We start from the raw sequence: 20,804 nt of genomic DNA, 5'->3' as shown, positions 1-20,804 counted from the left end.
GTTCGTAGGGAACACTGTGACCCATGAGCCTTTCGATAGCCGATTCCGGCGTCCATCTGGCTGTGCTCTGCATCGTCATGGCGCTTGTGGCCACACTGGTCTATCGATTCGCTCACCTCGGTAGCATTCGCGTAGTTCCCGGCGCGCTCGCGCGTGGCGCCCTCCAATTGGCTGCTGTTTCGTTGATTCTTGCCGCCGCCCTGGCTCACATCTGGTCAGCGCTCCTCGTGCTCGTCGGCATGTTCGCCGCAGCGTCGTTCACCGCTGCACGACGCTCCGGCGCAGGAACTTCCGGAGTGTGGCTGACCGTCGCGTTGGCGTCGGGGATCGGTGTTGTGCTGCCACTGATGCTGTTGTCCGGAGTGGTTCCCGTCGAGGGCGTCGCTCTGGTTCCGATCGGCGGAATCGTCATGGGCGGTGCCATGACAGCTACGTCGATGGCAGCCAAACGTGGACTCGACGCGGTTGACGATCGATACGGGGAAGTGGAGGCGGCACTGAGCCTGGGATTCTCGCAACGCGACGCACGGTGGGAAGTCGCCCGCACGGCTGCGTCCGACGCCCTCCTGCCAGGAGTCGACCAGACCCGAACCGTCGGTCTCGTGACATTGCCCGGAGCATTTGTCGGTGTGTTGCTCGCGACGGGGTCGGCTGTTCAGGCCGGTGCGGTACAGATTCTCGTCCTGGCAGGGTTGTTGTTGGCGCAAACTTGCTCGGTGGCTGTGGCTTTGGAGCTTGTCGCCCGCGGCTTCGTCTTTCGAGGTGAATCCGTCAGGCCTGCGCGAGTTCGTTGATCTTGTCGCTGCGAAGGACGCGGTCGGGCAGATCGGGCGCGTTCGCGGCGAGTGCGATCATTGCCTTGCCGATGTTCTCACTGGTGGTCACGCTGCTGGGCCAGACCTTTCGCAGGAGCGGGTACAGGGGCACGGAGACCTGATAGAACACCTTGTACCACCACGTCTTCGACGGTGATCCCGGCCGCGGACGGATGAATCCCGGCCTGAGGATGTAGGTCTCGAGGGGGAGAGCGAGCAACGCATTCTCGGTCGCGCCGCGTACCCGCTTCCACATGGTCTTGCTGGTTTCGGTGGAGTCGGCGCTTTCGCCGGATACGTAGACGAACACCATCTGCGGATTCACACGCGAGAGCGTTGTGGCGGCGGCGAGGGTGATGTCACGCGTGATGCGCGTGTAGTCGGCTTCGTTCATTCCGGCAGAGGACACACCGAGGCAGAAGAAGCACGCGTCGGCGCCGGACAGATCGGTTTCGATTGCCGAGAAGTCCAGTAGGTCACGGTGAACGATGTCGACGATCTTCGGGTCGGTTGTACCGGCGGGATTGCGGCCGACGGTCACGACCGTGCCGATTCGCGGATCGTCCAGGCATTCGCGCATGACGCTGTTGCCGACCATTCCTGTTGCCCCGAAAATAACGACCTTCATTGTGTTTCCCCCGGTGTCGGTTCCGCTCTTCCGTGATGCGCACACTACTGAAGGGTTTGGATCCCCCGGTCCGAGAGTGGCCAACTGAACGCTTGACCTGCATTTATGGGTCCATTTTGAACCGACTCGTGACCAAAGTCCCTACAAACCGGCTGGACGGTTGGCTGAAAATAGTTTTATGAGCGAAGGAGTTGATGAAATACACGTGCTCGGGTCGGAGTCCGCCGGTCGGATGATCGAGGCGTCGACCATCATCGTCCTGGGTGCGCTCTGTGCCGTCGTCGCAGGTTCGGGCGTGTTTCTCGTCATCGGCTCGATCGGTGGATTTGCCCGCCTGCTCTATCTGGTCGTGCGGGCGCCGATCAACTCTTACTCGGCACCAGGTTCGAATCTCGAGCTGGCGCCTTCGAGAACGTCATGTGGTCGTTGATGCTTCCGAACGTCGAGTGAAGACGATCGAGGATGTAGTTCTGACGCATGTTCCACGGTGACTTCGATCCCTGCTTCGGGAACTGCTCCACCGCACGCATGACATATCCCGAGGCCAGGTCCAAGATCGGCCGCTGATCCATGTTTTCGGTCGCGTGTGGCACGCACTTGGAGTAGCCGCGTTTGTCCATCTCGGTCAGTAGTCGGCACACGTACATCGACGTGAGGTCGGCTCGCAGAGTCCACGAGGCATTGGTGTATCCGACGCACATTGCGAAGTTCGGGACGTCGCTGATCATCATGCCCTTGTAGACGTAATGATCGCCGAGGGTGACGGGTTCACCGTCCACGTCGATCGAGATCCCACCGCACGCTTCCATCTTCAATCCTGTTGCAGTGATGATGATGTCGGCTTCGATTTCGCGCCCTGACGAGAGACGAATCCCGTTCTCGGTAAAGGTGTCGATGTGATCGGTCTCGATCGAGGCCTTGCCGGATCGGAGGGCTTTGAACAAATCGCCGTCGGGTACGACGCACAAGCGCTGGTCCCACGGATCGTAGCTGGGTGTGAAGTGCGGATCGAGTGGGATCTCTTCCGGGAGTTGACGACTGATCGCGAGATTCAGCAACCTCTTTGCCCGCGCTGGACTGCGTCGGCACAGCTGGTAGAAACTCAGGTTCACTACGACGCTCTTCCATCGAGCGATGCTGTGCGCGAGTTGATTCGGCAACACCGCGCGGATGGTGTCCGAGACTTTGTCGCTGGACGGCAGTGCCAGAATGTACGTCGGTGATCGCTGGAGCATCGTGACATGGCTTGCGTCCCGCGACATGGTGGGGACCAAAGTGACTGCGGTGGCGCCGCTTCCGATCACCACGACATTCTTGTCGGAGTAATCGAGTTCGTCGGGCCAGAACTGCGGGTGCACTACCTCGCCGGCAAACGATTCGCGACCGGGGAAGTCGGGGGTGTATCCGCCGTCGTAGCTGTAGTAACCGCTGCAGAGATAGAGGAAGTTACAGGTCAGTGTGTCGTCTTCGCCATCGGTGGTGACGGTGACCGTCCACGTCGAGTCCGCTGACGACCATGATGCGGCCGTCACCTTCCGGTTGTACCGAATCTTCTTGTCGATTCCGTTCTCGCGAGCGGTGTCACGGACGTACCGGAGAATCGAATCACCGTCGGCGATGGCCTTGGCATCGGTCCACGGGCGAAACGGGTAGCCGAGCGTGAACATGTCGGAATCCGAACGGATGCCGGGGTACTTGAAGAGGTCCCAGGTTCCGCCGCTGTTCGCACGGGCCTCGAGGATTGCGTACGACTTTCCGGGGAGCTCGGTCTGAAGTCGATACGCAGCACCGATGCCGGACAAGCCGGCGCCGACGATCAGGACATCGAGGTGTTCGGTGCTCATCAGTTCGGACTCCGTATCGATTGCGCGGTCACCGGCCGGGAAGGTGGTCGAACTCCACACTACTGAACGATGCTCAGTAAGGCGAGGATGTCCATGCGATCTTCGGCGGCCGGACCGCCGCGCATAGGGGTTTACCTGCGGCGTCAGTGAGGCCGAGGTTTCCGTGAAGCACGCCGGAACCGTCGGTCTCGGCAATGACGTGCTCGGGGATCGCGTCGAACATCAGCTTTGCGCGCCGAAACATCTCGAAGGTCTGGTCTTCGGACACCGTCACCCAGGACAGGTAGATGAAGCGTCCGCGCGGTGGGCCTTGGATGTACGGACCGAGAATGTCCCAGGCACCGGCCTTTTGCTCCAGGTTCGCGGTCAGTTCCCACCGCGCTGTCTCGGCGTCTCCTGGTACGAGCTCGAGAATTTCGTGTGGCTTGCCTCGACGCTGAATGCCGACGTGGATGTTGCTTCGCCCCTCGAAGGTTGCGGTTTCGGAACAATCACGCCCGGGCAGGCTGTGGCCGGTGATGATGATCTGCATATCGACATCATGCTCTGCACTGATCGGGAGGGATTGGCGTGGTGAGTCGTTCGGGTAGAACCTTTGTTGCCGCCGTGGTGGCGAGCATTCTGTTGTCGAGTCTTGGGTGGGGGACAGGTGCTGCCGCGGCGACGGCGGACGAACCGGTAGTCGCGGGCGCGTTGGAGTCCTATAGCGAACTCTCGGCTGCAGTGTTTCCGCTCGGCACCGGTGCGGCGCAGCGTGTCGTGTATCGAACTCTGCGTACCGCTGACAGGTGGGGAGACTCGTCGGGGTCGGTGTTTCTGCCGGAAGGCGAACCACCGGCGGGCGGTTGGCCCGTCATCTCCTACGCCCACGGGACTCTGGGTAGTGCGGATCAGTGTGCGCCCTCGTCGACCGGATTCGGTCCGGGCGAGATCGAACCGATCGAACGCTGGTTGCGCGAGGGGTACGCAGTAGTCGCCACCGACTACTCAGGTCTGGGTACAGACGGGGTGCTCGCGTATCTCGACGGACATGCCGCCGGCGCAAATGCTGTCGACATCGTACGGGCCGCACATGAGTTGTACGGGAACGTGCTGAGCCCGCGGTGGATGGTGGCAGGTCTGTCCGAAGGTGGGCACGCGGCGTACTTCGCGGGACACGAGGCCTCCTCTCGTGCACCGGAATTGGATTTCCGTGGTTCGGTTGTCGTCGCAGGACCCACGCATATGGAAGGTCTCTTTCCGCTGGGCGGGCCGCTGTTTCCCGATATCGGCATCACGGGATTGGTGGGATACGCGCTGTATGTCCTGGCCGGGATCGACGACCAGCGGCCCGAGGAGAACATTCGCGAGGTTCTCTCGCCACTGGGAATCGAGTGGATGGAAAAGGCTCGAGGCTTGTGCGCCGGAGATCTCGGCCGACAGATTCGAGCTGAGCGAATCCAGTTGAACTCGTTGTTTTCTCGGTCGGTGTGGACGCCGCGTTTCCACGATCTGTTTCGCGAGATGATGCAGGTGCCGGTGGACGGCTACGACCGTCCGCTGCGCGTGGTGCAGAGCGTGGCGGACACGACGGTCCCCGTCGCGCTTACCTGGGCGCAACTGGCCGACATGCGTACGCGAGGAACGCAATTCGACTATCAGGAGCTCAGTGGGATCAGCCACGGCCAAACGACGGTCGCGTCGATGGACCAGACCATGGAGTTCATCGATCGTGTGATGAGGTGATGTTTTGGTTGTGGTTGTTCAGTGTGGTTGTTCAGCGCATTCGTCGCGGGCCGTAGTCGTGGCCGCCGTTGGCGAACCACACGATTGCCGCAATCGCGTACAGGATGCAGACAAGGAGTAGTAGCCCGCCCGCGATCCACAGTGAGATCTGACCGAGTCGTTTCACTCGATCGGACGCATACCGCGATCCCGCGACATCGCCGTCGGCCCACAAGGGATACACGTTGAAGGCATGAGTGAAGGCGGCGAAGGAGAGCGGCCAGAAGAACAGCAGCGATACCACTGCCCAACCGGCATTGACAGGTGGTCGAATCGGGTGCTGAGGAACGGATTGCTGAACGGTGGGTTGATCCGGGGTCGTCATGGGAGCTCCTGACATGAGATGGCCCTTACGACGCTACTGCGATGGAGCTGAAGAATCACTGAACGTACGTGATCAGCCGTAGTGCCAGTCGCGATCCATTTTCCGGAAGTACGGGAAGAGTGTGGCTTCCTCGAAATCGAGATGCGACTGCATATGGTCCGCCAACTCGGCTATTGCGGAGTGTGCCCGGCTGACCGTGGAGGACTCGGTGCTCAGTGCGAGTGTCGCGCGCTTGGCTTCCGACACGATCTCCCCGACGAGCTTGTGCTCGGCCTGCAATCGTTCGACCGCAGGTGTCAACTCGGGAAAGTTCTTGGTCATCACCGGGAACATCCGCTGATCCTCGATGGTGTGGTGCAGAGTCAGCGTGTTGCAGTAGAAGTCGCAGTTGACCCGCAATTGCCAAACGAAATCCGCGATCGTCAGATTGTCGATCATCTCGGGTATCCGAGTCAGGTCGGCGGTTTCGTCCGACAACAGTTGCAGGGCATTCTGGAGTACCTCGATATCGGCTCGCAGAGGTTCGTGAACTTGGCGTAACTGATCGATCATCCTCAGACCGGCGGATGTTGCCATGCTGTGCGAATCAGGGGCGCTCACGTCAGCACTGTTCGGTTCCGCTCCGCAAGCATCCGAGCTACGGGGAGAACGTCGTTTGCTGCCATCTCGATTCGCTCGAACACCTCGGGGTTGAGGATCGTGGTTCCGTCGAAATCACCTGAGCTGAGATAGATCCCGACAGGAGCGGTGAGCGCTTGAAAGAATGCAAACAAGGGCCGCAGGGCATGATCCAACACGAGAGCATGGCGGTCGCTGCCACCTGTCGCGGAAAGTATCACCGGGGTGTTGGCGAGCGCGTACTGATCGACGAGATCGAAGAAGTGCTTGAACAATCCCGTGTAAGAGCCGCGGAAAACCGGTGACGCGGCGATGACGATATCCGCGGACTCGACTGCAGCCAGGGCTTCGGCAGTGGCAGGGTCGACCTGACTGCGATCCAGAGCAGCTGCGAGCCCGGGAATCAGATCCACGATCTCGATGACCCGTGCGTCGATCCGCTCGAAGTCACTGAACGTTTCGACGATCAGATCGACGAGAGCGCGAGTCTTGGAAGGCTTCTGAAGGTTGCCGACAACGGCGACAACTTTGAGTGGTGTGCTCACCGAAACTCCTATTTCTCAGACGATTTCAACGATTCGATTTCCTTGCGCACAACGGGGGCTACCTCGGTGCCGAGGATCTCGATCGAGCGGAGCATGTCCTTCTGCGGAACATTGCCGAAACCCATCTGGATCATGATGCGGTCGTGGTGGAACAGCTCGTACTGCGCCATCGTCTTGTCGATGATTTCTTGCGGGCCACCGAGGAAGAAGGCACCCGCGGTGGTTGCCTGCGCTTCGTATGCCCTGCGCGGCATGGGAACTCCGTTTCCGCGCTGATGATGGTTCTGCATCCAGCCGGCCTGGAAGTACGGGTAGGACGTATCGAGTGCTGTTTGCTTCGAGGTGTCGACAAACCCCGGCGAAGCAATAGAGACAGCGAGCTTCTTCGGATCATGTCCGAACTCTGCTGCAGCCCGGCGGTACAGATCGACGAACGGTTCGAACTGTTGGTAGCTCCCACCGATGATCGCAAGCGACAGGGGCAGGCCGAGTTTCGCCGCACGGACTACCGAGGCCGGGGTACCTCCGACCGCGATCCACACAGGAATCTGGCGATCCGGACGAGGTGTCACGTCACCGTCGATCAGTGGTGCGCGAAGTTGGCCCTCCCAGTTGATCGGGTTCTCGTCACGCAGTTTCAGTAGTAGGTCGAGCTTTTCGGCGAAGAGTTCGTTGTACTGGGAAAGTTCGTACCCGAAAAGCGGAAACGACTCCGTGTAGGAGCCTCGGCCGGCAATGATCTCGGCGCGACCTTCGGAAAGCAGATCGACCGTCGCGAACTGTTGGAACACGCGGACGGGATCGTCGGAACTGAGCACGGTGACCGCGCTCGACAGCTTGATGTTGTCGGTAGCCTGAGCCATTGCCGCGAGCACAACTGCAGGGGCTGAGACTGCGAAGTCGGTGCGATGGTGCTCGCCGACGCCGAAGACATCGAGTCCAACCTGATCGGCAACGGTTGCCTGCTCGACCAAATGGCGAAGGTGGACACCGGGATTCATCATCGCGCCGGTGGTGGGATCTGGGGTGAGTTCACCGAAATGGTAGACGCCCAATTCGAAAGCCATGTTGTTTCTCGCTATCTGTTCGTGGGGGTGATGGAAAGTTGTTCTCCGTGCGCATCGCATGCGCCGCCTTGATTCGTGTGATGTGCGGCAAGTCGGGAGAAGAAGCGTTCGAGTACCGGAAGCTCTTCGGTTTCAATGAGATCGGAAAAGTATTCGGCGATCCCTCGCGTGTGTATGGCGGACGCTTTTCGAAGCGTCTTCTTGCCCGCAGGCGTCATCGATACCGTCACGACGCGTCGATCGTTTTCCGGTCGAACGCGCTCTGCCAGTCCTGCCTCGACCAATCGATCGACGACGCGCGTCACACCGCTGGTGGTGACCAGGACGAGCTCGGCCAGATCACCCATTCGGATGGTGTTTCCTGGAGCTTCATGCAGGCGGAGTAGGACGTCGTACTGACCAAGGGTGAGCCCGGTGGTAGTCCGAAGATCTGCCTCCATCTTGCCGAGGATGACGCTGTGGGAGACGACGAGGTTGCGCCACACGCGACCACGTACGTGTTCATCAGTTGGCATCGGTGACGTCCTCCATTTATTTGCGATCGCAAGTATTGCTTACTCAAATAATACGCTCGGAGAGATCGAACTATTCCCTGTCATCGTTTCTGCTGTTGCGGGCATTGAATCGAACTGGTGTTCGAGTATTGTTGGGGTGGGGATCGGGGGATTCAATGAGTGTTCTGTTGTCGGATGTGGTGTCTGGTTCTGCGGTGGGGTTGCGCGGACGTCTGTGGAGGTTGTCGGCTTCTGAGTTGCGTGCTGCTGCGGTCGAGGCGAGTGCGGAGATTCTGCGTCTCGAGGCTGTTCGGGTGGCGGTGGTGGACGAGTTGTCGGTGCGTCCGGATGATCAGGTGATCGCGAGCCGCGGGGTGGGTGCGTGGTTGGCGTCGAACACGATGCTGCAGGTGCGGGACGGGAAGAAGATCGCCGCGTTGGGTGCGGCGTTGCGGCCGTTTCCGGCAGTGGCGGCCCGGTTCGATTGCGGGGATTGTTCGTTCGAGCACGCCGTGTTGATCGTGGCGTTTTGTGAATCGCCGCCGAAGGGGATGCCGGACGAAGCGCTACCGAAGTGCATCGACTTGTTGTTGGCTGCCGCTTCCGGTGTGGAAGCAACGACGACGAAGGTCCGAAACGTCATCGCGACGTTGGAGCGAATCTTCGAATCCGATGAGATTCCACCCGCCGAAGACATCGACCGCAACGAACTCCGGATCGCGTCGACTTTGAATGGTCGGGTGGTGGTGCGTGGGGATTTCGACGCCCTCACCGGCGAAATGCTGTTGTCGGCGTTGTCGAATCTGACAATGCCCACCCCGGCACCCGATGGAACCCCGGATGCTCGGTCGGCGGCGAAGCGGACCGCGGACGGGTTCACCGAACTGATCCGCCGGTATCTGGACTGCGCCAAGACCGGTATGGATGGTGGTCAGCGCCCGCACGTGAACGTGCACATCAACGCCCGGGATCTGGCCGAGCACCGCGACTGCGCAGCATCTTCCGCTGCCACTCATGTCGACGAGGAAGGCTCACCCGATCTAGATCTGTCGGATCTCGATGTCGGGCACATGCCCTGGCTCGGACCACTGTCGATCTCGCAGACCAGACTTCTCGGGTGCGACTGCTTCCTGTCCACCGTTCTGCTCGACGATCATGGCGCGCCGTTGGATGCGAAACCAGGGAAACGATTGGTCACCGCCGAACAACGAGTGGCATTGATCGCGAGAGACAAAGGCTGCGCGTTCCCCGGCTGTACGTGTGTGCCCGCATGGACCGATGCGCACCATATCCGGCACTGGGCCAACGGTGGTCCGACGGTGATGAACAACCTGGTCCTGCTGTGCCGTTCGCATCACCGGTTGATGCACCGTAAATCCGGGTTCGTCGGAAAGTGGGAGATCCGGATCGGCGTCGACAACAAACCCTGGTTCATCCCACCACACTCCATCGACCCGCAGCGGCACCCGCGGCCGGCGAACACCACCTTCAAAACCTGAGAAGAGTTCGGGCACAACAGAACATGGCCGAGCACCGCATCGAAGAGATCCTCCGATGCGGTGCTACAGACCGTGGGTGGAGTCGAATCAGCGAGTCGAGCGTTTCTGTCGGTACATCTCTGCATCAGCCGCATCCCAAGTCTCGGAAAAACTCTGGGACATAGAAAAGTCCGCCCGCCCGACCGAACAGCGCACCTCGGCGCGCCGGAAGGACTGCTCCAAACGCTCGATCAGGTAGTCGACGGTGTGCGGTTGCGTGTCGGACAGAGCGATTCCGAACTCGTCTCCGCCCAACCGCGAAACTACGGCGCCTGGGTGCGCGCATGCTGCCAGGATTTCACCCGCCCGTTGGACGTACTCGTCACCGGCGGCGTGTCCGCGTTCGTCGTTGATGGTCTTCATGCCGTCGAGATCGATGATGATGATTGATCCAGGGTCGGCGAATTGGCGGTATCGCGTTTGCTCGGCTTCGAGGAAGCGGTCCCATCCACGACGATTGAGAAGGCCGGTCAACGGGTCGGTCTCTGCATCGAGTTGCGCAGTTTCGGCCAGGCGAACCGACTGCGCTCGCTGATAGTCGATGTCGAGAATGGTTCCGAGAAGCCGGCACAGGAGTGTGAGTAGCGCTTCATTGTCCTCGAGACCGGAATCGCCTGTGGTGGGGTCGGCGCCGCACAGCGTTCCGAAGAGGCTGCCGTCGCTGTGCAGAATTGGAATGCTCACGTAGGCGCCAATCCCTTCCCATCTGTCATCTCGGGAAAGCGCGGGTACGAGTTCTCGGTTGGTCGAGACCGGTGGTGCATTTCCGCAGACGACCTCACTACACATGGTGTTCTGCCACACTCGCGTCTCCCCGACTTCGATGTGAAGTGGGTTGGGAGAGACGGTCAGAAATATCTGGTTCGCGCCGTCGAACCGTGTGATCGACCACAGCGCGAAGGGGAGGTGGTCGTCGAGATAGGAGACGATCGAGCGACTTGCCTGGTCGAAATTAGTCAACGGCGGCAGGAGTGGCATGGATGGGAATGCCGGTGACGGGATGGTGCGCGCCTGACCGTGCGACATTGTTTACCTCCTGATCGACAGTCCGATTCTGTCGACCTTTGGGTTCTTGGTCCCGTGTACGACATATCTCCCATGGACAGTCTGCCTCGAGAATCCTGCGATTGCTGAAAGTGTGCTGTGATTCTTCAGACCGCGAGGACGGCAATCGAAAGCAGCCAGCTAATCTTCCGGTATGGAGCTGGCGCGGGGAGCGAACACGATCATTGACGGAACGTCGTTGAAAGTGGCGGTGAGCGGTAGCGCCCCGGGCACGGTGGATCTGATGGTGTTCCAACTCGATGATCGCAGCAAAGTGCGCGGTGACGCCGATTTCATCTTCTTCAATCAGCCGGTCTCGCCAGAAGGTGCGGTGCGGCTGGAGGCGGGCGGCGTCATCGAAATCGACACGACGAGGTTGCCCGCTGACATCCACCAGCTGAGTGTGGCCGTGGCGTTGGATTCGGCGGCAAGCGGGACACTTTCTGCAGTCCGTGACATGGGCGTCGTGGTGGAGCAGGCAGGTTCCACAGCCATTGTGGCTCCCGCTTTGGGGTTGACGACGGAGAGGGCGGCGGTCCTCGTCGAGATCTATCGCCGCGGCGCGAGCTGGAAACTGCGGAACGTGTCGGCGGGTTGGGACAGTGGATTGGCAGATCTGGTCACTGCCTTCGGCGTTTCTGTCGACGAGGAACCGCAGACCCGACCGGCAGGCTCCGATGAATCGCCGGACGGAATTCGGAGCGTGCCTGACGAGGCAAAACTCTCGATGGTGAAGCGAGAGAAGCTGGATCTGCGAAAGCGTGAGGTGGCCAAGGTCCTGCTGACCAAGGGCGGCAACGGAATTCGCGCGCGAGTAATCCTGGTGATCGACAAAACTGGGAGTATGGCCAAGCAGTACCGCACCAGGGTGGTCCACCGCGTTGTGGAACGGATGGTCCCTGTTGCGATCCAACTCGACGACGACGGCAAACTCGAGCCGTACTTGTACGCGGTCAGCTTCGTCAAGCTTCCTGAGATCTCCGTGCATGACGCGGAAGCGTGGTCGGACACCTACCTGCACTTGCGCGGATCACACGGCGGTGTCAACTACGACAAGATCGGCGCGGTCAATCGTGAAGTGCCGATCATGACGGAGATAGTCTCCGGCCTGACACGTGGTTCGGCGCCCACGCTTGTCCTGTTCTTCACCGACGGCGGTTTCAGCGAGCGCAAGGAAATCACGAAGTTGATGCGCGAAGCGTCTGGGCTTCCCGCCTTTTGGCAGTTCGTCGGAATCGGCAAGGCCAACTACGGAGTGCTCGAGAAGCTCGACGACCTCGACGGCCGGGTGGTCGACAATGCCGGATTCTTCGCGCTGGACGACATAGACACCGTCGACGACGCCCAGTTGTACACCCGATTGCTGAGTGAATTCCCGGATTGGCACAAGGCGGCGGTTGCCGCGGGCATCACGACGCCGTGATTCAGTTGGTCGAAACCAGCTGCGGTGCATTCTCTTTCAAGAACTCGTCGATGAACGCCCAGGTGGAGTCTCTCGCGGTGGGGCCGGCAACGAGTCCGAGGTGACTACCCGGTGCCTTCTCGAACCGGACCGACTGCGCTCCGGTGAGGACCGACGTGATTGCTTCCACCGAAGCGATGGGTGCAATCACGTCAGTCGTGCCGCCGACCGCGAGAACGGGAACGCTCAGAGCTGACAGTTTGATCTCGCGTCCGGCGAGCGTGACGGCGTCGTGGAAGAGGTTGTTGCCGAGCATGAGTTGTTCGCAGATCTGCTGAAACGCCTTGCCCGGGTATCCAGGCATGGCCGCCATGAACTTGTCGATCGATTCCATGCGAGCCAGAGTCTCGGTGTTGTGGAGGTTGCGCACGATGAACCATGGCTTGAGCACTTCGCGTTGTAGCGCCGTCACCTTGTAACTCGCCTGAACGAGTGGGGCGGGCAGTCCGCCGACGAGATTGGTTGCGGAGGTGAGCGGGGTGTCGCCGGTGTATTTGCCGATCAGCCGCAACGGGCTGATAGCGGGAATCTTCGTGTAGTCGATGGGCGTTCCGATTGCCGTGATCGATGCGATCGGAAGGTCGGAGTGGGCGGAGCCCGTGAGCAGAGACATGGTCCCGCCGAGGCTCCATCCGATCAGCGAAACAGGTGCCCCGTCATGTAGGTCCGAGATGGTGCGGATCGCTTCGGGGATGATGTCGTCGACCCAGGCCTCGAAACCCATTCCGCGGTCGGAGTACCGCATTGTTCCGTAGTCGAGAAGATAAGGAGTGTTACCGCCGTCCAGTAGGTGTGCGGCGAGGCTCTGGCCTGCACGAAGGTCGTAGCAGTCAGCTGAAACTGCGAGCGGCGGTACGAGGAGAACAGGGTTGCCTTTGGGCGTCCACAAGGCGCCGAAGCGATACAGGTCGCGGTGTGGACCTTCGCTGATCAGGACAGACGGGGTGCGTTCGGCCTTCTCGACACCGTCGCCGAACGAGAGTCCCCACGCGTTGCGCGCCGCGGTGTCCAGCGTCGGACGCCATGTCGCGATCAAACCACTGATATCCAGCACTGGTTGCCCCTCGGAGTCGGATCGGTGGACGGCTGAGTCAGCCGCGCCCGGTGTATGTTACCTGCCTTCACATACACCGACCCTGGGGGTGTAGAAACCCAGCTCGGCAACGGAGCCACCGTGCCGAGCTGGGCTGATCGGGGCTACGCAGCAATCAACAAGCAGCGATCACCAAGCAGCGATCACCAAGCAGCGATCACCAAGCAGCGACCATCAGGCCGGGACGATCAAGCCCGATGCCGTCGTGGCCGTTGCGTAACGCTGTGCAACGTCTTCCCAGTTGATGACGTTCCAGTAAGCCTTCACGTAGTCGGCCTTGACGTTCTTGTACTGCAGGTAGAAAGCGTGCTCCCACATGTCGAGCATGAGCAGAGGGACGATACCGATGCTGATGTTGCCTTGCTGATCGGTGAGCTGCTCGATGACCAATCGCTGCCCGATCGTGTCGTAGGCCAGTACGGCCCAGCCGGATCCCTGCAAAGTGGTTGCTACAGCGGAGAAGTGGTTGACGAATGCGTCGAAGGAACCGAAGTGCTCGTCGATCGCGGCTGCCAACTCGCCCTCTGGTCGCTCACCGCCGTTGGGGGAGAGGTTCTTCCAGAAGATCGAGTGATTCGTGTGGCCGCCGAGATGGAAGGCGAGGTTCTTACTGAGCAGCGGCGCCTTCGTGGAGATCGTGCCGTCCTCACGCGCAGCGGCCAACTGCTCGATTGCGCTGTTGGCGCCCGCCACGTACGTGGCGTGGTGCTTGCTGTGGTGCAGTTCCATGATCTCGCCGGAGATGTGGGGCTCGAGCGCGGCGTAATCGTAATCCAGCTCGGGGAGAACGTATTCAGTCATGTGACATGCCTTCCTTTGAGGAGATATTGTGCGGGGACAGGTTTCGGTACGTTCGATCGTGATAGACCAGCGGCTCCAAGACCTGCTGAGGATCGATGACGTCGACTACGCGGGCAGTGACGATCACTGCGGAGTCACATTTGTTGGCAGTCAGGGGAACCGCGCGTAGAGCGTGGCCCGTGCCGTGCAGAAATGGTTCACCGGTCGGCAGAAACGACCAGGGCATGTCGTCCCCGAAGCGCACCGCGCCGCGGGTCGCAAACGTGGAAGCCAGTCGCTCGTTCGTCGAATTCGCCAGGTGAACAACAAAACTGCGGGCGGAAGCAATGACGCCGGCAGAACCTCGCAACGACTGCAGTGAGAATGCCAGAACTGCCGGATCGGCGCTGATCGAGATCACCGACGACGACGTGATGCCGGCCGGACCGTCATCGCCGGTTGCCGTGATGATCGAGACTCCGGCGGGATGGTTTCGGAACGCTTCTACGAAGGAGCTCCGTATGGACGGCTCCAAATCGACAGGGCGATCCGAAACAGATTGAGTGCCAACCAGCTTTGTGGTCACTACTCGCACCTCTTTTGCATCGGGTTTGCTGTCGTTGCACTGTCTTGTGCAACACCGACGTTAAAACCTCGAGTGCAGTTGAGGTCAAGGCGCTGTGGCGGACCTCACCGTCCGAGCTTTGTTGCCAGACGTTCCATGTATCCGACAACCTCTTCGGGGCTCTTGTCCGGAGTGCCGAACATTGCCTCGGTGACACCGATGTCTGCCCAGTGGGCAAGCTTCTCCGGATCGGGTTTGCCTGCCAAGACCGTTATTTCAGGCTCGCCGACCCTACCTGCTTCGGCCCAGATCTTTCGAAGCAGTTCGACGTTTCCGTCGATCTCCTGCTCGATGGGTGTAGTGATCCAGCCGTCGGCAGACTTGGCGATCCACTTGAATGTCTTCTCGTTGCCGCCGCCGCCCAGGAGGATCGGCGGGCGGGGCTTCTGAACTGGCTTGGGCCAGGCCCAACTCGGGCCGTACTTCACGAACTGGCCGTCGTACGACGCTTCTTCCTTCGACCACAGTTCGCCCATGGCTTCGAGGTATTCGCGGAGTGCGGTCCGGCGTTTGTTGGGCGGTACGCCGTGGTCTGCGAGTTCCTCTGCATTCCAGCCGAATCCGACACCGAAAACCACGCGACCGTCGGAAAGGTGATCCAGCGATGCGATGGTTTTCGCGAGAGTGATCGGATCGTGTTCGAGGGGCAGGGCCACCGAGGTGCCCAGTCGGATGGTGCTCGTGACCGAAGCCGCGGTACCCAGGGCGACCCAGGGGTCGAGTGTGCGCATATAGCGGTCGTCGGGTAATTCTGCCGACTGGGTTCCGGGGTGATCGGAGTCTCTCGAAACCGGGATGTGCGTGTGCTCCGGGACGTAGAAGGCGTCGAACCCGTTCGCCTCCGCAGCCTTCGCGGCATCGGCAGGGCGGATGCCGCGATCACTGGTGAACAGGCTGAGTCCGTAGCGCACTGGTTCTCCTTCGATGGTCCGTTCGAAAAACTGTAACCTGTTGCATCTGCGTTCGGATACGTTTCTCGCCCAGAAATCGCTGCGACCGTCGCTCACGGCAGTCACAAAGGAGAGATCGGCGGCTCCTCGATTCTGCATCTGCAGTGCAATTCCGGTCAGTATCCGTTGTGGCTCCGTGATGCTGCCGCCGGCCGGAGAAAGTTCGACCGAGTCTTTTCTTCGTACGGAACGGTGATCTGGCTACCTGATCTCGACGAGTGGGCCGAGGGGATTGCCGCTGTTCTGGCGCCGAACGGTCGATTCGTTCTGGTGGAGTTCCATCCGTTTGCCATGCGTTTCGACGAGAAGTGGTTCCTGGCATACCCGTACGGAGGCGGGACTCCCATGACCGAAGCCGGTGGCGTTGGCGACTACGTCGCAGATTCAGCCGACCTCGTCTTGCCGGGCGCTCCGGGAGGCGGAGTCGAGAACGCCGAAAATCCCTTCCCCTCACGTGAATTCAACTGGTCTATTGCCGAGGTGTTCGGCGCTGCGCGGCGTGCCGGATTGACGATCGAGTCATTCGACGAGTATCCGTACGCCAACGGTCGGCAAGGATTCGAAGAGATCACCCAACTCGGCGACAAGCGTTGGGGAGTCCCGGCCGGACGTCCCGAGATCCCGCTGATGTATTCGCTGTCTGTTCGCTTGGCCGACTGGGGCCTATTTCCCCCGCATTTGCGGGTAATTGCCGACACAGGTACTAATTACCCCCATGCCCACGACGCCACTGACGCGACGCATCGCCGTCGACCTGTGCCGTCTTGGTGCCAACTGCTGTTGCTGTTGATTCCTGCCGACTCTCCCGAGTGAGAATGGCGCCTCTCTGCGCGCCTTCGTCCTTGCATATGCGCTCGTAGCTGTATATGTGCCGGAATTTCCGTACGTCGAGGAAGAAACAGCGATGTCGACTTCTGTCGAAGCAATAGAATCAACACCGGTCCCGGAACCGGGTCGTGAGCCGCGCCGGCCGTGGACTTCGAGTGTGACCACCGTCGGACTGCCGGTGCTCTCGGTGATCGCATTCCTGGCTTTGTGGCAGGTCGCCGCTGCCAGCGGCACCTGGAGCGAGACCTTCGTTCCGTACCCGAGCACGGTCTGGCATGCCTTCGTCAACACGATGACCACGCACGACGGAGTGCGTGGCTACCAGGGGTATTTGCTCTGGGAGCACCTGTACATGACGCTGCGACGGGTGTTGGTCGGCGTCGTCATCGGCGTCGGCTTGGGTGTGATCCTCGGCTTGGCCATGGGATCGGTGACATGGTTGCGGAGCCTGCTCGAACCATGGTTGACGTTCCTGCGCGCATTGCCGCCCTTGGCGTACTTCTTCCTGCTGGTGATCTGGCTGGGAATCGACGAGGCACCGAAGATCACCCTTCTGGCGCTCGCTGCGCTCCCGCCGGCAGCAGTGGCCACCACAGCTGCTGTTGTCGCGGCGCCTGTCGGACTGGTCGAAGCGGCCAGGGCGTTGGGAGCTTCACGAACGCAAGTGATCCGAGACGTAGTCGTGCCGTCGGCGTTGCCGGAAACTTTCACGGGCATTCGGTTGTCGGTAGGTATGGCGTACTCGTCAGTGGTTGCGGCCGAACTGTTCAACGGCATTCCCGGAATCGGCGGAATGGTCAAGGATGCAAGCAATTACAACAACACTCCGGTAGTGCTGGTGGGGATCTTCGCCATCGGATTCTCCGGTTTGATCATCGACGGACTGTTGCGGGCTGCTGAGCGCCGCGCCGTTCCCTGGAGGGGAAAAGTATGACTGACAATCAGAAACACGCCAGCAGCAATCCGAAGCGCAGCAGTAACTTGACGCGCAATGAGGGAAGAGCTTCCCGGACGGCGTTCACCGTACTGATCGGTGTCCTCGCTCTCGTCCTCGGCGCGTGCTCGGTGGATCATTCCGGCCAGGATTCGTCCAAGGAGACGATACGCATTGCCTACCAGTCCTTCCCGAGCGGCGACTTGATCGTCAAGAACAATCGCTGGCTCGAAGACGCTCTGCCCGAGTACAACGTGAAGTGGACGAAGTTCGATTCGGGAGCCGACATCAACACCGCCTTCATAGCCGGTGAAATCGACTTCGGTGCAATCGGTTCGAGTCCGGTCGCTCGTGGACTCTCGGCGCCGCTGAACATCCCGTACCAGGTCGCGTTTGTTCTCGACGTGGCCGGTGACAACGAAGCCTTGGTGGCGCGCAACGCAACCGGAATCAAGACCGTGGCCGATCTGCGTGGCAAGAAGGTGGCAACGGCCTTCGCGTCGACCGCTCACTACAGTCTGCTGGCAGCTCTGAACCAGGCCGGACTCAGTGCCGATGACGTTCAGTTGGTGGATCTCCAGCCGCAAGCGTCACTGGCCGCTTGGCAGCGCGGTGACATCGATGCCGTCTACACCTGGTTGCCCACGCTCGACGAACTTCGCAAGGACGGAACACAGTTGATCGCCAGCCGCGAGCTGGCGACGGCAGGAAAACCGACACTGGATCTGGGTGTGGTGTCGACGTCGTTTGCGAAGGATCACCCCGAGATCGTCGACACCTGGCGCCAGGTTCAGGCCCGTGCGCTCACGACGATCGCCACTGATCCGAACGCGGCAGCGGAAGCTGTTGCCGCGCAATTGGGCGCATCCAAGGAAGACGCGGCAGCGCAGCTGAAGCAGGGTGTGTTCCTCACTCCTGAGCAGATCTCGTCGCCGGAATGGCTGGGTACCGAAGGCTCTCCCGGGAATCTGGCAGTGAACCTGCAGAGTGCAGCGCAATTCCTTGCCGAGCAGAAGCAGATCGACAGTGTGCCTGATCTGACGGTCTTTCAGAATGCTCTCTATGTGAAGGGGCTTCCCGATGTCCTTGACCAGTAGCGTGACCGCGCAGCAGGCCGCGGGAGAATTCGCTGCCGACCGCCCTGGCGCGATCCGAATCGACACCGTCTCACACCAATACGGCCACGGCCGAGAGTCCGTGACGGCACTGGGGCCGGTATCGATCGACGTCGCACCCGGTGAGTTCCTGGTCCTCATCGGAGCGTCTGGTTGCGGCAAGAGCACATTGCTGCGGCTGATTGCAGGATTCGAAAACCCTTCCAGTGGAACGGTCCAGGTATCTGGATCCGACCCGATTCCCGGTTCGAGTGCGGGTGTGGTGTTTCAGCAACCACGGCTCTTCCCGTGGAAGTCGGTCGGCGGCAACATCGATCTGGCACTCAAATATGCCGGGGTGGCAAAGGGCGAACGCGGACGAAGGCGCGAGGAGTTGCTCGACCGCGTCGGGCTGGGCGGTACAGCGGACCGGCGAATCTGGGAGATCTCCGGCGGCCAGCAGCAGCGGGTGGCCATTGCCCGGGCATTGGCGGCCGAAACCTCGTTGCTCCTGTTGGACGAGCCATTTGCCGCGCTGGACGCACTCACTCGCGAGCGTCTGCAGGAGGACCTCCGTAACGTCAGTGCCGAATCGGGCCGAACGAGTGTCTTCGTCACTCACAGTGCCGACGAGGCAGCCTTTCTCGGCTCCCGGGTCGTGGTCCTGACAAGTAGGCCGGGCAAGGTTGCGCTCGATCTGAAAATCGATCTGCCACGAACAGGTGTCGATCCCGACGACCTGCGCGGCTCACCCGAGTATGCGGCATTCCGAGCCGAAGTCGGCCACGCGGTCAAGGTCGCCGCTGCAGCGTAGGTACCCTGCGCGTCGACTTCCGAGTGGCCGCGTCGATAATAGGAAGGAGAACGTGCAGGACACGACGAACAAGGAGTGGTCATGGCAACTGAGGTGGAGTCCGGTGACCTCGTGCAGGCAGCCGGCCATGCGGGTCCGTGGACGGTAGTCGAAGTTCGCCAGGGAATGGCGCTGCTCGAACACAGTGACGGGCACAGGTTGTCGCGTCGAACGACGACGCTGACCGTTGTCCGCAAGGGTTCGGGCAAGAAGACGACGGCCGTCGAGGACGGGAAAGACGAAAACGGGTCGCCTACCCTGTTCGACTGACCTTCTGTCAGCCTGAGACGGCGTCAGCTGGAGAAAATGTCGTCGACGCGTTTGTCGAAATACTCGGCGATTCGGAATGCCAGTGACAGACGGGGGTCGAAGTGGCCCTTCTCGATCGAGATGACGGTCTGGCGGGTGATGCCGAGCGCGTCGGCGCACGCTTGCTGTGACAATCCGGCTGCCGTCCGAAGTTCTTGGAGATTGTTGCGCATCAGATCTCGATTGTGGGGGTGCGGTCCCTCGACACTGCCCAGTACCGGATTCCGAAGTCTGCCAGACCGAGAGCGGTGAATATCAGGAGCGGTAGTTCGGGTGCTCCGAAGACGTTGTGCGCGATCAGTGCGATTCCCATAGCAGTGATCAAGTCGGTGAACGCGCCGAATCCGGCCTTGCGACTCCATTCTGTTTCGACGGTGTCCTCGGGGTAGGCGGGGGCCTTGTTGTTCTCCGAGGGGAAGAGAGCCCACACCGATCCGATGCAAGCCGGCGCCATGACGATTGCGAAGACGATGAAGGTCAACGTCTTCCGGTCATCGGCGGTCAAGGCTGCGAGAAGACTGAAGGACAGCGTTACTGTGACGCCGATACCGATGATCAGGCTCCACCGTGCCGTGGTGCTCATGAAGCCTCCCGGATGTAAGAGTTCTTTGACATGGATGAGCGTAGATCCGCGTACGCCGCATGTCAAAGAACTCTTACACCACGCTGCGGGTCAAGCGATTCCGAAAGGCGCCGCGTATGAAAACTTCCCCGTTTGATCGGCGCGGTGCGCGGTGAGTGTCCTGACCTGAAAGTGAGCGCCCCACTCGGCTTCCGGAGACTCGATTCCGGCGTCCGTGCTGGTGACGAATCCGAACCGCGGGTAGTACTCGGTGCTGCCCAGAAGTGCGATCAGTGGCACGTCCAGAGCGTCGCACGCACCGATCACCGCGTGCATCAGTGCCGAACCGACGCCACTGCGCTGGTTGCCCGGTGTGACCGCCAACGGGCCGAGACCCACCGCTTCCACGTGGCCGACCCATCCACGAGTTCCGATCACGAAACCGACGATCTCTTCGCCGGCCACGGCGACCAGTGACAGTGTCGGCAGGTAGTCGTCCGAGGCGAAGAGTTGACGTGTCAGTTCGATCTCGTAGGCAGGCTCGCCGGGCGCTGCCTGGTCGGCAAATGCCGCTCCCAGTAGTGAATAGACGGCGTCACGGTCGGAAGAAGTTTCGCGGCGAATGTACATGG

General features: G+C 60.7%; 26 protein-coding genes. 10 read left to right on the top strand and 16 right to left on the bottom strand.

Annotated features, from left to right (window positions below):
* Positions 1-23: 23 nt before the first annotated feature.
* Positions 24-794 carry an ABC transporter permease gene (locus ABWI03_RS00770; protein ID WP_095968626.1) on the top strand — a complete coding sequence of 257 codons (771 nt, stop codon included), beginning with the start codon at positions 24-26 and terminating at the stop codon, positions 792-794.
* Here the strand turns inward: ABWI03_RS00770 and ABWI03_RS00765 are convergent.
* Positions 772-1,443 carry an NAD(P)H-binding protein gene (locus tag ABWI03_RS00765; RefSeq protein ID WP_095968627.1) on the bottom strand — a complete coding sequence of 224 codons (672 nt, stop codon included), beginning with the start codon at positions 1,441-1,443 and terminating at the stop codon, positions 772-774. The genes ABWI03_RS00770 and ABWI03_RS00765 overlap by 23 nt on opposite strands.
* A gap of 178 nt (positions 1,444-1,621) precedes the next feature.
* Here ABWI03_RS00765 and ABWI03_RS00760 point away from each other — a divergent pair, with 178 nt between their 5' ends.
* Positions 1,622-1,873 carry a hypothetical protein gene (locus ABWI03_RS00760; RefSeq protein WP_296551813.1) on the top strand — a complete coding sequence of 84 codons (252 nt, stop codon included), beginning with the start codon at positions 1,622-1,624 and terminating at the stop codon, positions 1,871-1,873.
* Here ABWI03_RS00760 and ABWI03_RS00755 read toward each other — a convergent pair.
* Together ABWI03_RS00755 and ABWI03_RS00750 are read right to left on the bottom strand one after the other, a co-directional pair.
* Entirely contained in the window at positions 1,806-3,287 is a 1,482-nt protein-coding gene (locus ABWI03_RS00755; RefSeq protein ID WP_298777225.1) for a flavin-containing monooxygenase, read from the bottom strand. The two genes, ABWI03_RS00760 and ABWI03_RS00755, sit on opposite strands and share 68 nt — an antisense overlap.
* A 73-nt stretch (positions 3,288-3,360) precedes the next feature.
* Positions 3,361-3,819: a DUF5990 family protein gene (locus tag ABWI03_RS00750; RefSeq protein ID WP_095968628.1), complete on the bottom strand. Its 459-nt coding sequence runs from the start codon at positions 3,817-3,819 to the stop codon at positions 3,361-3,363.
* Positions 3,820-3,860: 41 nt separating this feature from the next.
* Here ABWI03_RS00750 and ABWI03_RS00745 point away from each other — a divergent pair, with 41 nt between their 5' ends.
* A complete protein-coding gene (locus ABWI03_RS00745) occupies positions 3,861-5,012 on the top strand; it encodes an alpha/beta hydrolase family protein (protein WP_298777226.1) in 1,152 nt (383 codons plus the stop codon).
* Between the two features lie 31 nt (positions 5,013-5,043).
* Here ABWI03_RS00745 and ABWI03_RS00740 read toward each other — a convergent pair whose 3' ends face one another.
* The 5 genes from ABWI03_RS00740 to ABWI03_RS00720 all read right to left on the bottom strand — a co-directional run bounded on the left by ABWI03_RS00740 (position 5,044) and on the right by ABWI03_RS00720 (position 8,121).
* Complete coding sequence (locus tag ABWI03_RS00740; protein ID WP_095968630.1) at positions 5,044-5,376, bottom strand: CD225/dispanin family protein; 333 nt, start codon at positions 5,374-5,376, stop codon at positions 5,044-5,046.
* Between the two features lie 72 nt (positions 5,377-5,448).
* Positions 5,449-5,976 carry a hemerythrin domain-containing protein gene (locus tag ABWI03_RS00735; RefSeq protein WP_095968631.1) on the bottom strand — a complete coding sequence of 176 codons (528 nt, stop codon included), beginning with the start codon at positions 5,974-5,976 and terminating at the stop codon, positions 5,449-5,451.
* Positions 5,973-6,539: an FMN reductase gene (gene msuE / locus ABWI03_RS00730; protein ID WP_298777227.1), complete on the bottom strand. Its 567-nt coding sequence runs from the start codon at positions 6,537-6,539 to the stop codon at positions 5,973-5,975. Before msuE ends, ABWI03_RS00735 begins: the two co-directional genes overlap by 4 nt.
* Positions 6,540-6,547: 8 nt before the next feature.
* Positions 6,548-7,606, bottom strand: a complete 1,059-nt coding sequence (locus ABWI03_RS00725; RefSeq protein ID WP_298777228.1) for an LLM class flavin-dependent oxidoreductase — start codon at positions 7,604-7,606, stop codon at positions 6,548-6,550.
* Between the two features lie 11 nt (positions 7,607-7,617).
* Positions 7,618-8,121, bottom strand: a complete 504-nt coding sequence (locus tag ABWI03_RS00720) for a MarR family winged helix-turn-helix transcriptional regulator (RefSeq protein WP_298777229.1) — start codon at positions 8,119-8,121, stop codon at positions 7,618-7,620.
* A gap of 155 nt (positions 8,122-8,276) precedes the next feature.
* Here ABWI03_RS00720 and ABWI03_RS00715 point away from each other — a divergent pair, with 155 nt between their 5' ends.
* On the top strand, positions 8,277-9,599 hold the full coding sequence (locus tag ABWI03_RS00715; protein ID WP_298777230.1) for an HNH endonuclease signature motif containing protein: 1,323 nt from the start codon (positions 8,277-8,279) through the stop codon (positions 9,597-9,599).
* Between the two features lie 87 nt (positions 9,600-9,686).
* Here ABWI03_RS00715 and ABWI03_RS00710 read toward each other — a convergent pair whose 3' ends face one another.
* Complete coding sequence (locus ABWI03_RS00710; RefSeq protein WP_298777231.1) at positions 9,687-10,664, bottom strand: GGDEF domain-containing protein; 978 nt, start codon at positions 10,662-10,664, stop codon at positions 9,687-9,689.
* 172 nt (positions 10,665-10,836) lie between these two features.
* Between ABWI03_RS00710 and ABWI03_RS00705 the strand changes: the two genes are divergently transcribed.
* A complete protein-coding gene (locus ABWI03_RS00705; protein WP_298777232.1) occupies positions 10,837-12,105 on the top strand; it encodes a vWA domain-containing protein in 1,269 nt (422 codons plus the stop codon).
* Position 12,106: 1 nt separating this feature from the next.
* On the opposite strand, the gene ABWI03_RS00700 is transcribed toward ABWI03_RS00705, so the two are convergent.
* From ABWI03_RS00700 to ABWI03_RS00685, 4 genes are all read right to left on the bottom strand, one after another.
* The gene (locus ABWI03_RS00700) at positions 12,107-13,198 is read right to left on the bottom strand and encodes an alpha/beta fold hydrolase (RefSeq protein ID WP_095968637.1); all 1,092 of its coding nucleotides are present in this window, start codon (positions 13,196-13,198) and stop codon (positions 12,107-12,109) included.
* A 213-nt stretch (positions 13,199-13,411) separates the two neighbouring features.
* Positions 13,412-14,038 carry a superoxide dismutase gene (locus ABWI03_RS00695; RefSeq protein WP_095968638.1) on the bottom strand — a complete coding sequence of 209 codons (627 nt, stop codon included), beginning with the start codon at positions 14,036-14,038 and terminating at the stop codon, positions 13,412-13,414.
* Positions 14,031-14,603 carry a flavin reductase family protein gene (locus ABWI03_RS00690; protein WP_298777233.1) on the bottom strand — a complete coding sequence of 191 codons (573 nt, stop codon included), beginning with the start codon at positions 14,601-14,603 and terminating at the stop codon, positions 14,031-14,033. Before ABWI03_RS00690 ends, ABWI03_RS00695 begins: the two co-directional genes overlap by 8 nt.
* A 104-nt stretch (positions 14,604-14,707) precedes the next feature.
* Entirely contained in the window at positions 14,708-15,553 is an 846-nt protein-coding gene (locus ABWI03_RS00685; protein ID WP_124567713.1) for an LLM class F420-dependent oxidoreductase, read from the bottom strand.
* A gap of 231 nt (positions 15,554-15,784) precedes the next feature.
* Between ABWI03_RS00685 and ABWI03_RS00680 the strand changes: the two genes are divergently transcribed.
* The 5 genes from ABWI03_RS00680 to ABWI03_RS00660 all read left to right on the top strand — a co-directional run bounded on the left by ABWI03_RS00680 (position 15,785) and on the right by ABWI03_RS00660 (position 19,571).
* Positions 15,785-16,405: a class I SAM-dependent methyltransferase gene (locus tag ABWI03_RS00680; RefSeq protein WP_298777234.1), complete on the top strand. Its 621-nt coding sequence runs from the start codon at positions 15,785-15,787 to the stop codon at positions 16,403-16,405.
* 91 nt (positions 16,406-16,496) lie between these two features.
* Positions 16,497-17,354 (top strand): ABC transporter permease, encoded by an 858-nt coding sequence (locus tag ABWI03_RS00675; protein WP_298777235.1) that lies wholly within the window; start codon positions 16,497-16,499, stop codon positions 17,352-17,354.
* Positions 17,351-18,451, top strand: a complete 1,101-nt coding sequence (locus ABWI03_RS00670; RefSeq protein WP_298777236.1) for a taurine ABC transporter substrate-binding protein — start codon at positions 17,351-17,353, stop codon at positions 18,449-18,451. The genes ABWI03_RS00675 and ABWI03_RS00670 overlap by 4 nt, the downstream gene beginning before the upstream one ends.
* Positions 18,435-19,262 carry an ABC transporter ATP-binding protein gene (locus tag ABWI03_RS00665; protein ID WP_353798703.1) on the top strand — a complete coding sequence of 276 codons (828 nt, stop codon included), beginning with the start codon at positions 18,435-18,437 and terminating at the stop codon, positions 19,260-19,262. Before ABWI03_RS00670 ends, ABWI03_RS00665 begins: the two co-directional genes overlap by 17 nt.
* Before the next feature lie 81 nt (positions 19,263-19,343).
* A complete protein-coding gene (locus ABWI03_RS00660; RefSeq protein ID WP_298777238.1) occupies positions 19,344-19,571 on the top strand; it encodes a hypothetical protein in 228 nt (75 codons plus the stop codon).
* A gap of 23 nt (positions 19,572-19,594) precedes the next feature.
* Here ABWI03_RS00660 and ABWI03_RS00655 read toward each other — a convergent pair whose 3' ends face one another.
* The 3 genes from ABWI03_RS00655 to ABWI03_RS00645 all read right to left on the bottom strand — a co-directional run bounded on the left by ABWI03_RS00655 (position 19,595) and on the right by ABWI03_RS00645 (position 20,802).
* A complete protein-coding gene (locus ABWI03_RS00655; protein WP_003940277.1) occupies positions 19,595-19,783 on the bottom strand; it encodes a helix-turn-helix transcriptional regulator in 189 nt (62 codons plus the stop codon).
* The gene (locus ABWI03_RS00650) at positions 19,783-20,193 is read right to left on the bottom strand and encodes a hypothetical protein (RefSeq protein WP_298777239.1); all 411 of its coding nucleotides are present in this window, start codon (positions 20,191-20,193) and stop codon (positions 19,783-19,785) included. The genes ABWI03_RS00655 and ABWI03_RS00650 overlap by 1 nt, the downstream gene beginning before the upstream one ends.
* A 90-nt stretch (positions 20,194-20,283) precedes the next feature.
* Complete coding sequence (locus ABWI03_RS00645; RefSeq protein ID WP_124567834.1) at positions 20,284-20,802, bottom strand: GNAT family N-acetyltransferase; 519 nt, start codon at positions 20,800-20,802, stop codon at positions 20,284-20,286.
* Positions 20,803-20,804 lie beyond the last annotated feature (2 nt).

Source organism: Rhodococcus baikonurensis (assembly GCF_040489275.1).
GTDB lineage: Bacteria > Actinomycetota > Actinomycetes > Mycobacteriales > Mycobacteriaceae > Rhodococcus_F > Rhodococcus_F baikonurensis.
Note: the sequence above shows the minus strand (reverse complement) of the source record. Positions and strands in the feature narration are given on the sequence as shown.

Excerpts from the sequence above, each read along its gene's own strand:
- ABWI03_RS00770 (WP_095968626.1), top strand. The coding sequence starts at position 24 with ATGAGCCTTTCGATAGCCGATTCCGGCGTCCATCTGGCTGTGCTCTGC.
- ABWI03_RS00765 (WP_095968627.1), bottom strand. The coding sequence starts at position 1,443 with ATGAAGGTCGTTATTTTCGGGGCAACAGGAATGGTCGGCAACAGCGTC.
- ABWI03_RS00760 (WP_296551813.1), top strand. The coding sequence starts at position 1,622 with ATGAGCGAAGGAGTTGATGAAATACACGTGCTCGGGTCGGAGTCCGCC.
- ABWI03_RS00755 (WP_298777225.1), bottom strand. The coding sequence starts at position 3,287 with ATGAGCACCGAACACCTCGATGTCCTGATCGTCGGCGCCGGCTTGTCC.
- ABWI03_RS00750 (WP_095968628.1), bottom strand. The coding sequence starts at position 3,819 with ATGCAGATCATCATCACCGGCCACAGCCTGCCCGGGCGTGATTGTTCC.
- ABWI03_RS00740 (WP_095968630.1), bottom strand. The coding sequence starts at position 5,376 with ATGACGACCCCGGATCAACCCACCGTTCAGCAATCCGTTCCTCAGCAC.
- ABWI03_RS00725 (WP_298777228.1), bottom strand. The coding sequence starts at position 7,606 with ATGGCTTTCGAATTGGGCGTCTACCATTTCGGTGAACTCACCCCAGAT.
- ABWI03_RS00720 (WP_298777229.1), bottom strand. The coding sequence starts at position 8,121 with ATGCCAACTGATGAACACGTACGTGGTCGCGTGTGGCGCAACCTCGTC.
- ABWI03_RS00715 (WP_298777230.1), top strand. The coding sequence starts at position 8,277 with ATGAGTGTTCTGTTGTCGGATGTGGTGTCTGGTTCTGCGGTGGGGTTG.
- ABWI03_RS00710 (WP_298777231.1), bottom strand. The coding sequence starts at position 10,664 with ATGTCGCACGGTCAGGCGCGCACCATCCCGTCACCGGCATTCCCATCC.
- ABWI03_RS00705 (WP_298777232.1), top strand. The coding sequence starts at position 10,837 with ATGGAGCTGGCGCGGGGAGCGAACACGATCATTGACGGAACGTCGTTG.
- ABWI03_RS00695 (WP_095968638.1), bottom strand. The coding sequence starts at position 14,038 with ATGACTGAATACGTTCTCCCCGAGCTGGATTACGATTACGCCGCGCTC.
- ABWI03_RS00675 (WP_298777235.1), top strand. The coding sequence starts at position 16,497 with ATGTCGACTTCTGTCGAAGCAATAGAATCAACACCGGTCCCGGAACCG.
- ABWI03_RS00670 (WP_298777236.1), top strand. The coding sequence starts at position 17,351 with ATGACTGACAATCAGAAACACGCCAGCAGCAATCCGAAGCGCAGCAGT.
- ABWI03_RS00665 (WP_353798703.1), top strand. The coding sequence starts at position 18,435 with ATGTCCTTGACCAGTAGCGTGACCGCGCAGCAGGCCGCGGGAGAATTC.
- ABWI03_RS00660 (WP_298777238.1), top strand. The coding sequence starts at position 19,344 with ATGGCAACTGAGGTGGAGTCCGGTGACCTCGTGCAGGCAGCCGGCCAT.
- ABWI03_RS00655 (WP_003940277.1), bottom strand. The coding sequence starts at position 19,783 with ATGCGCAACAATCTCCAAGAACTTCGGACGGCAGCCGGATTGTCACAG.
- ABWI03_RS00650 (WP_298777239.1), bottom strand. The coding sequence starts at position 20,193 with ATGAGCACCACGGCACGGTGGAGCCTGATCATCGGTATCGGCGTCACA.
- ABWI03_RS00645 (WP_124567834.1), bottom strand. The coding sequence starts at position 20,802 with ATGTACATTCGCCGCGAAACTTCTTCCGACCGTGACGCCGTCTATTCA.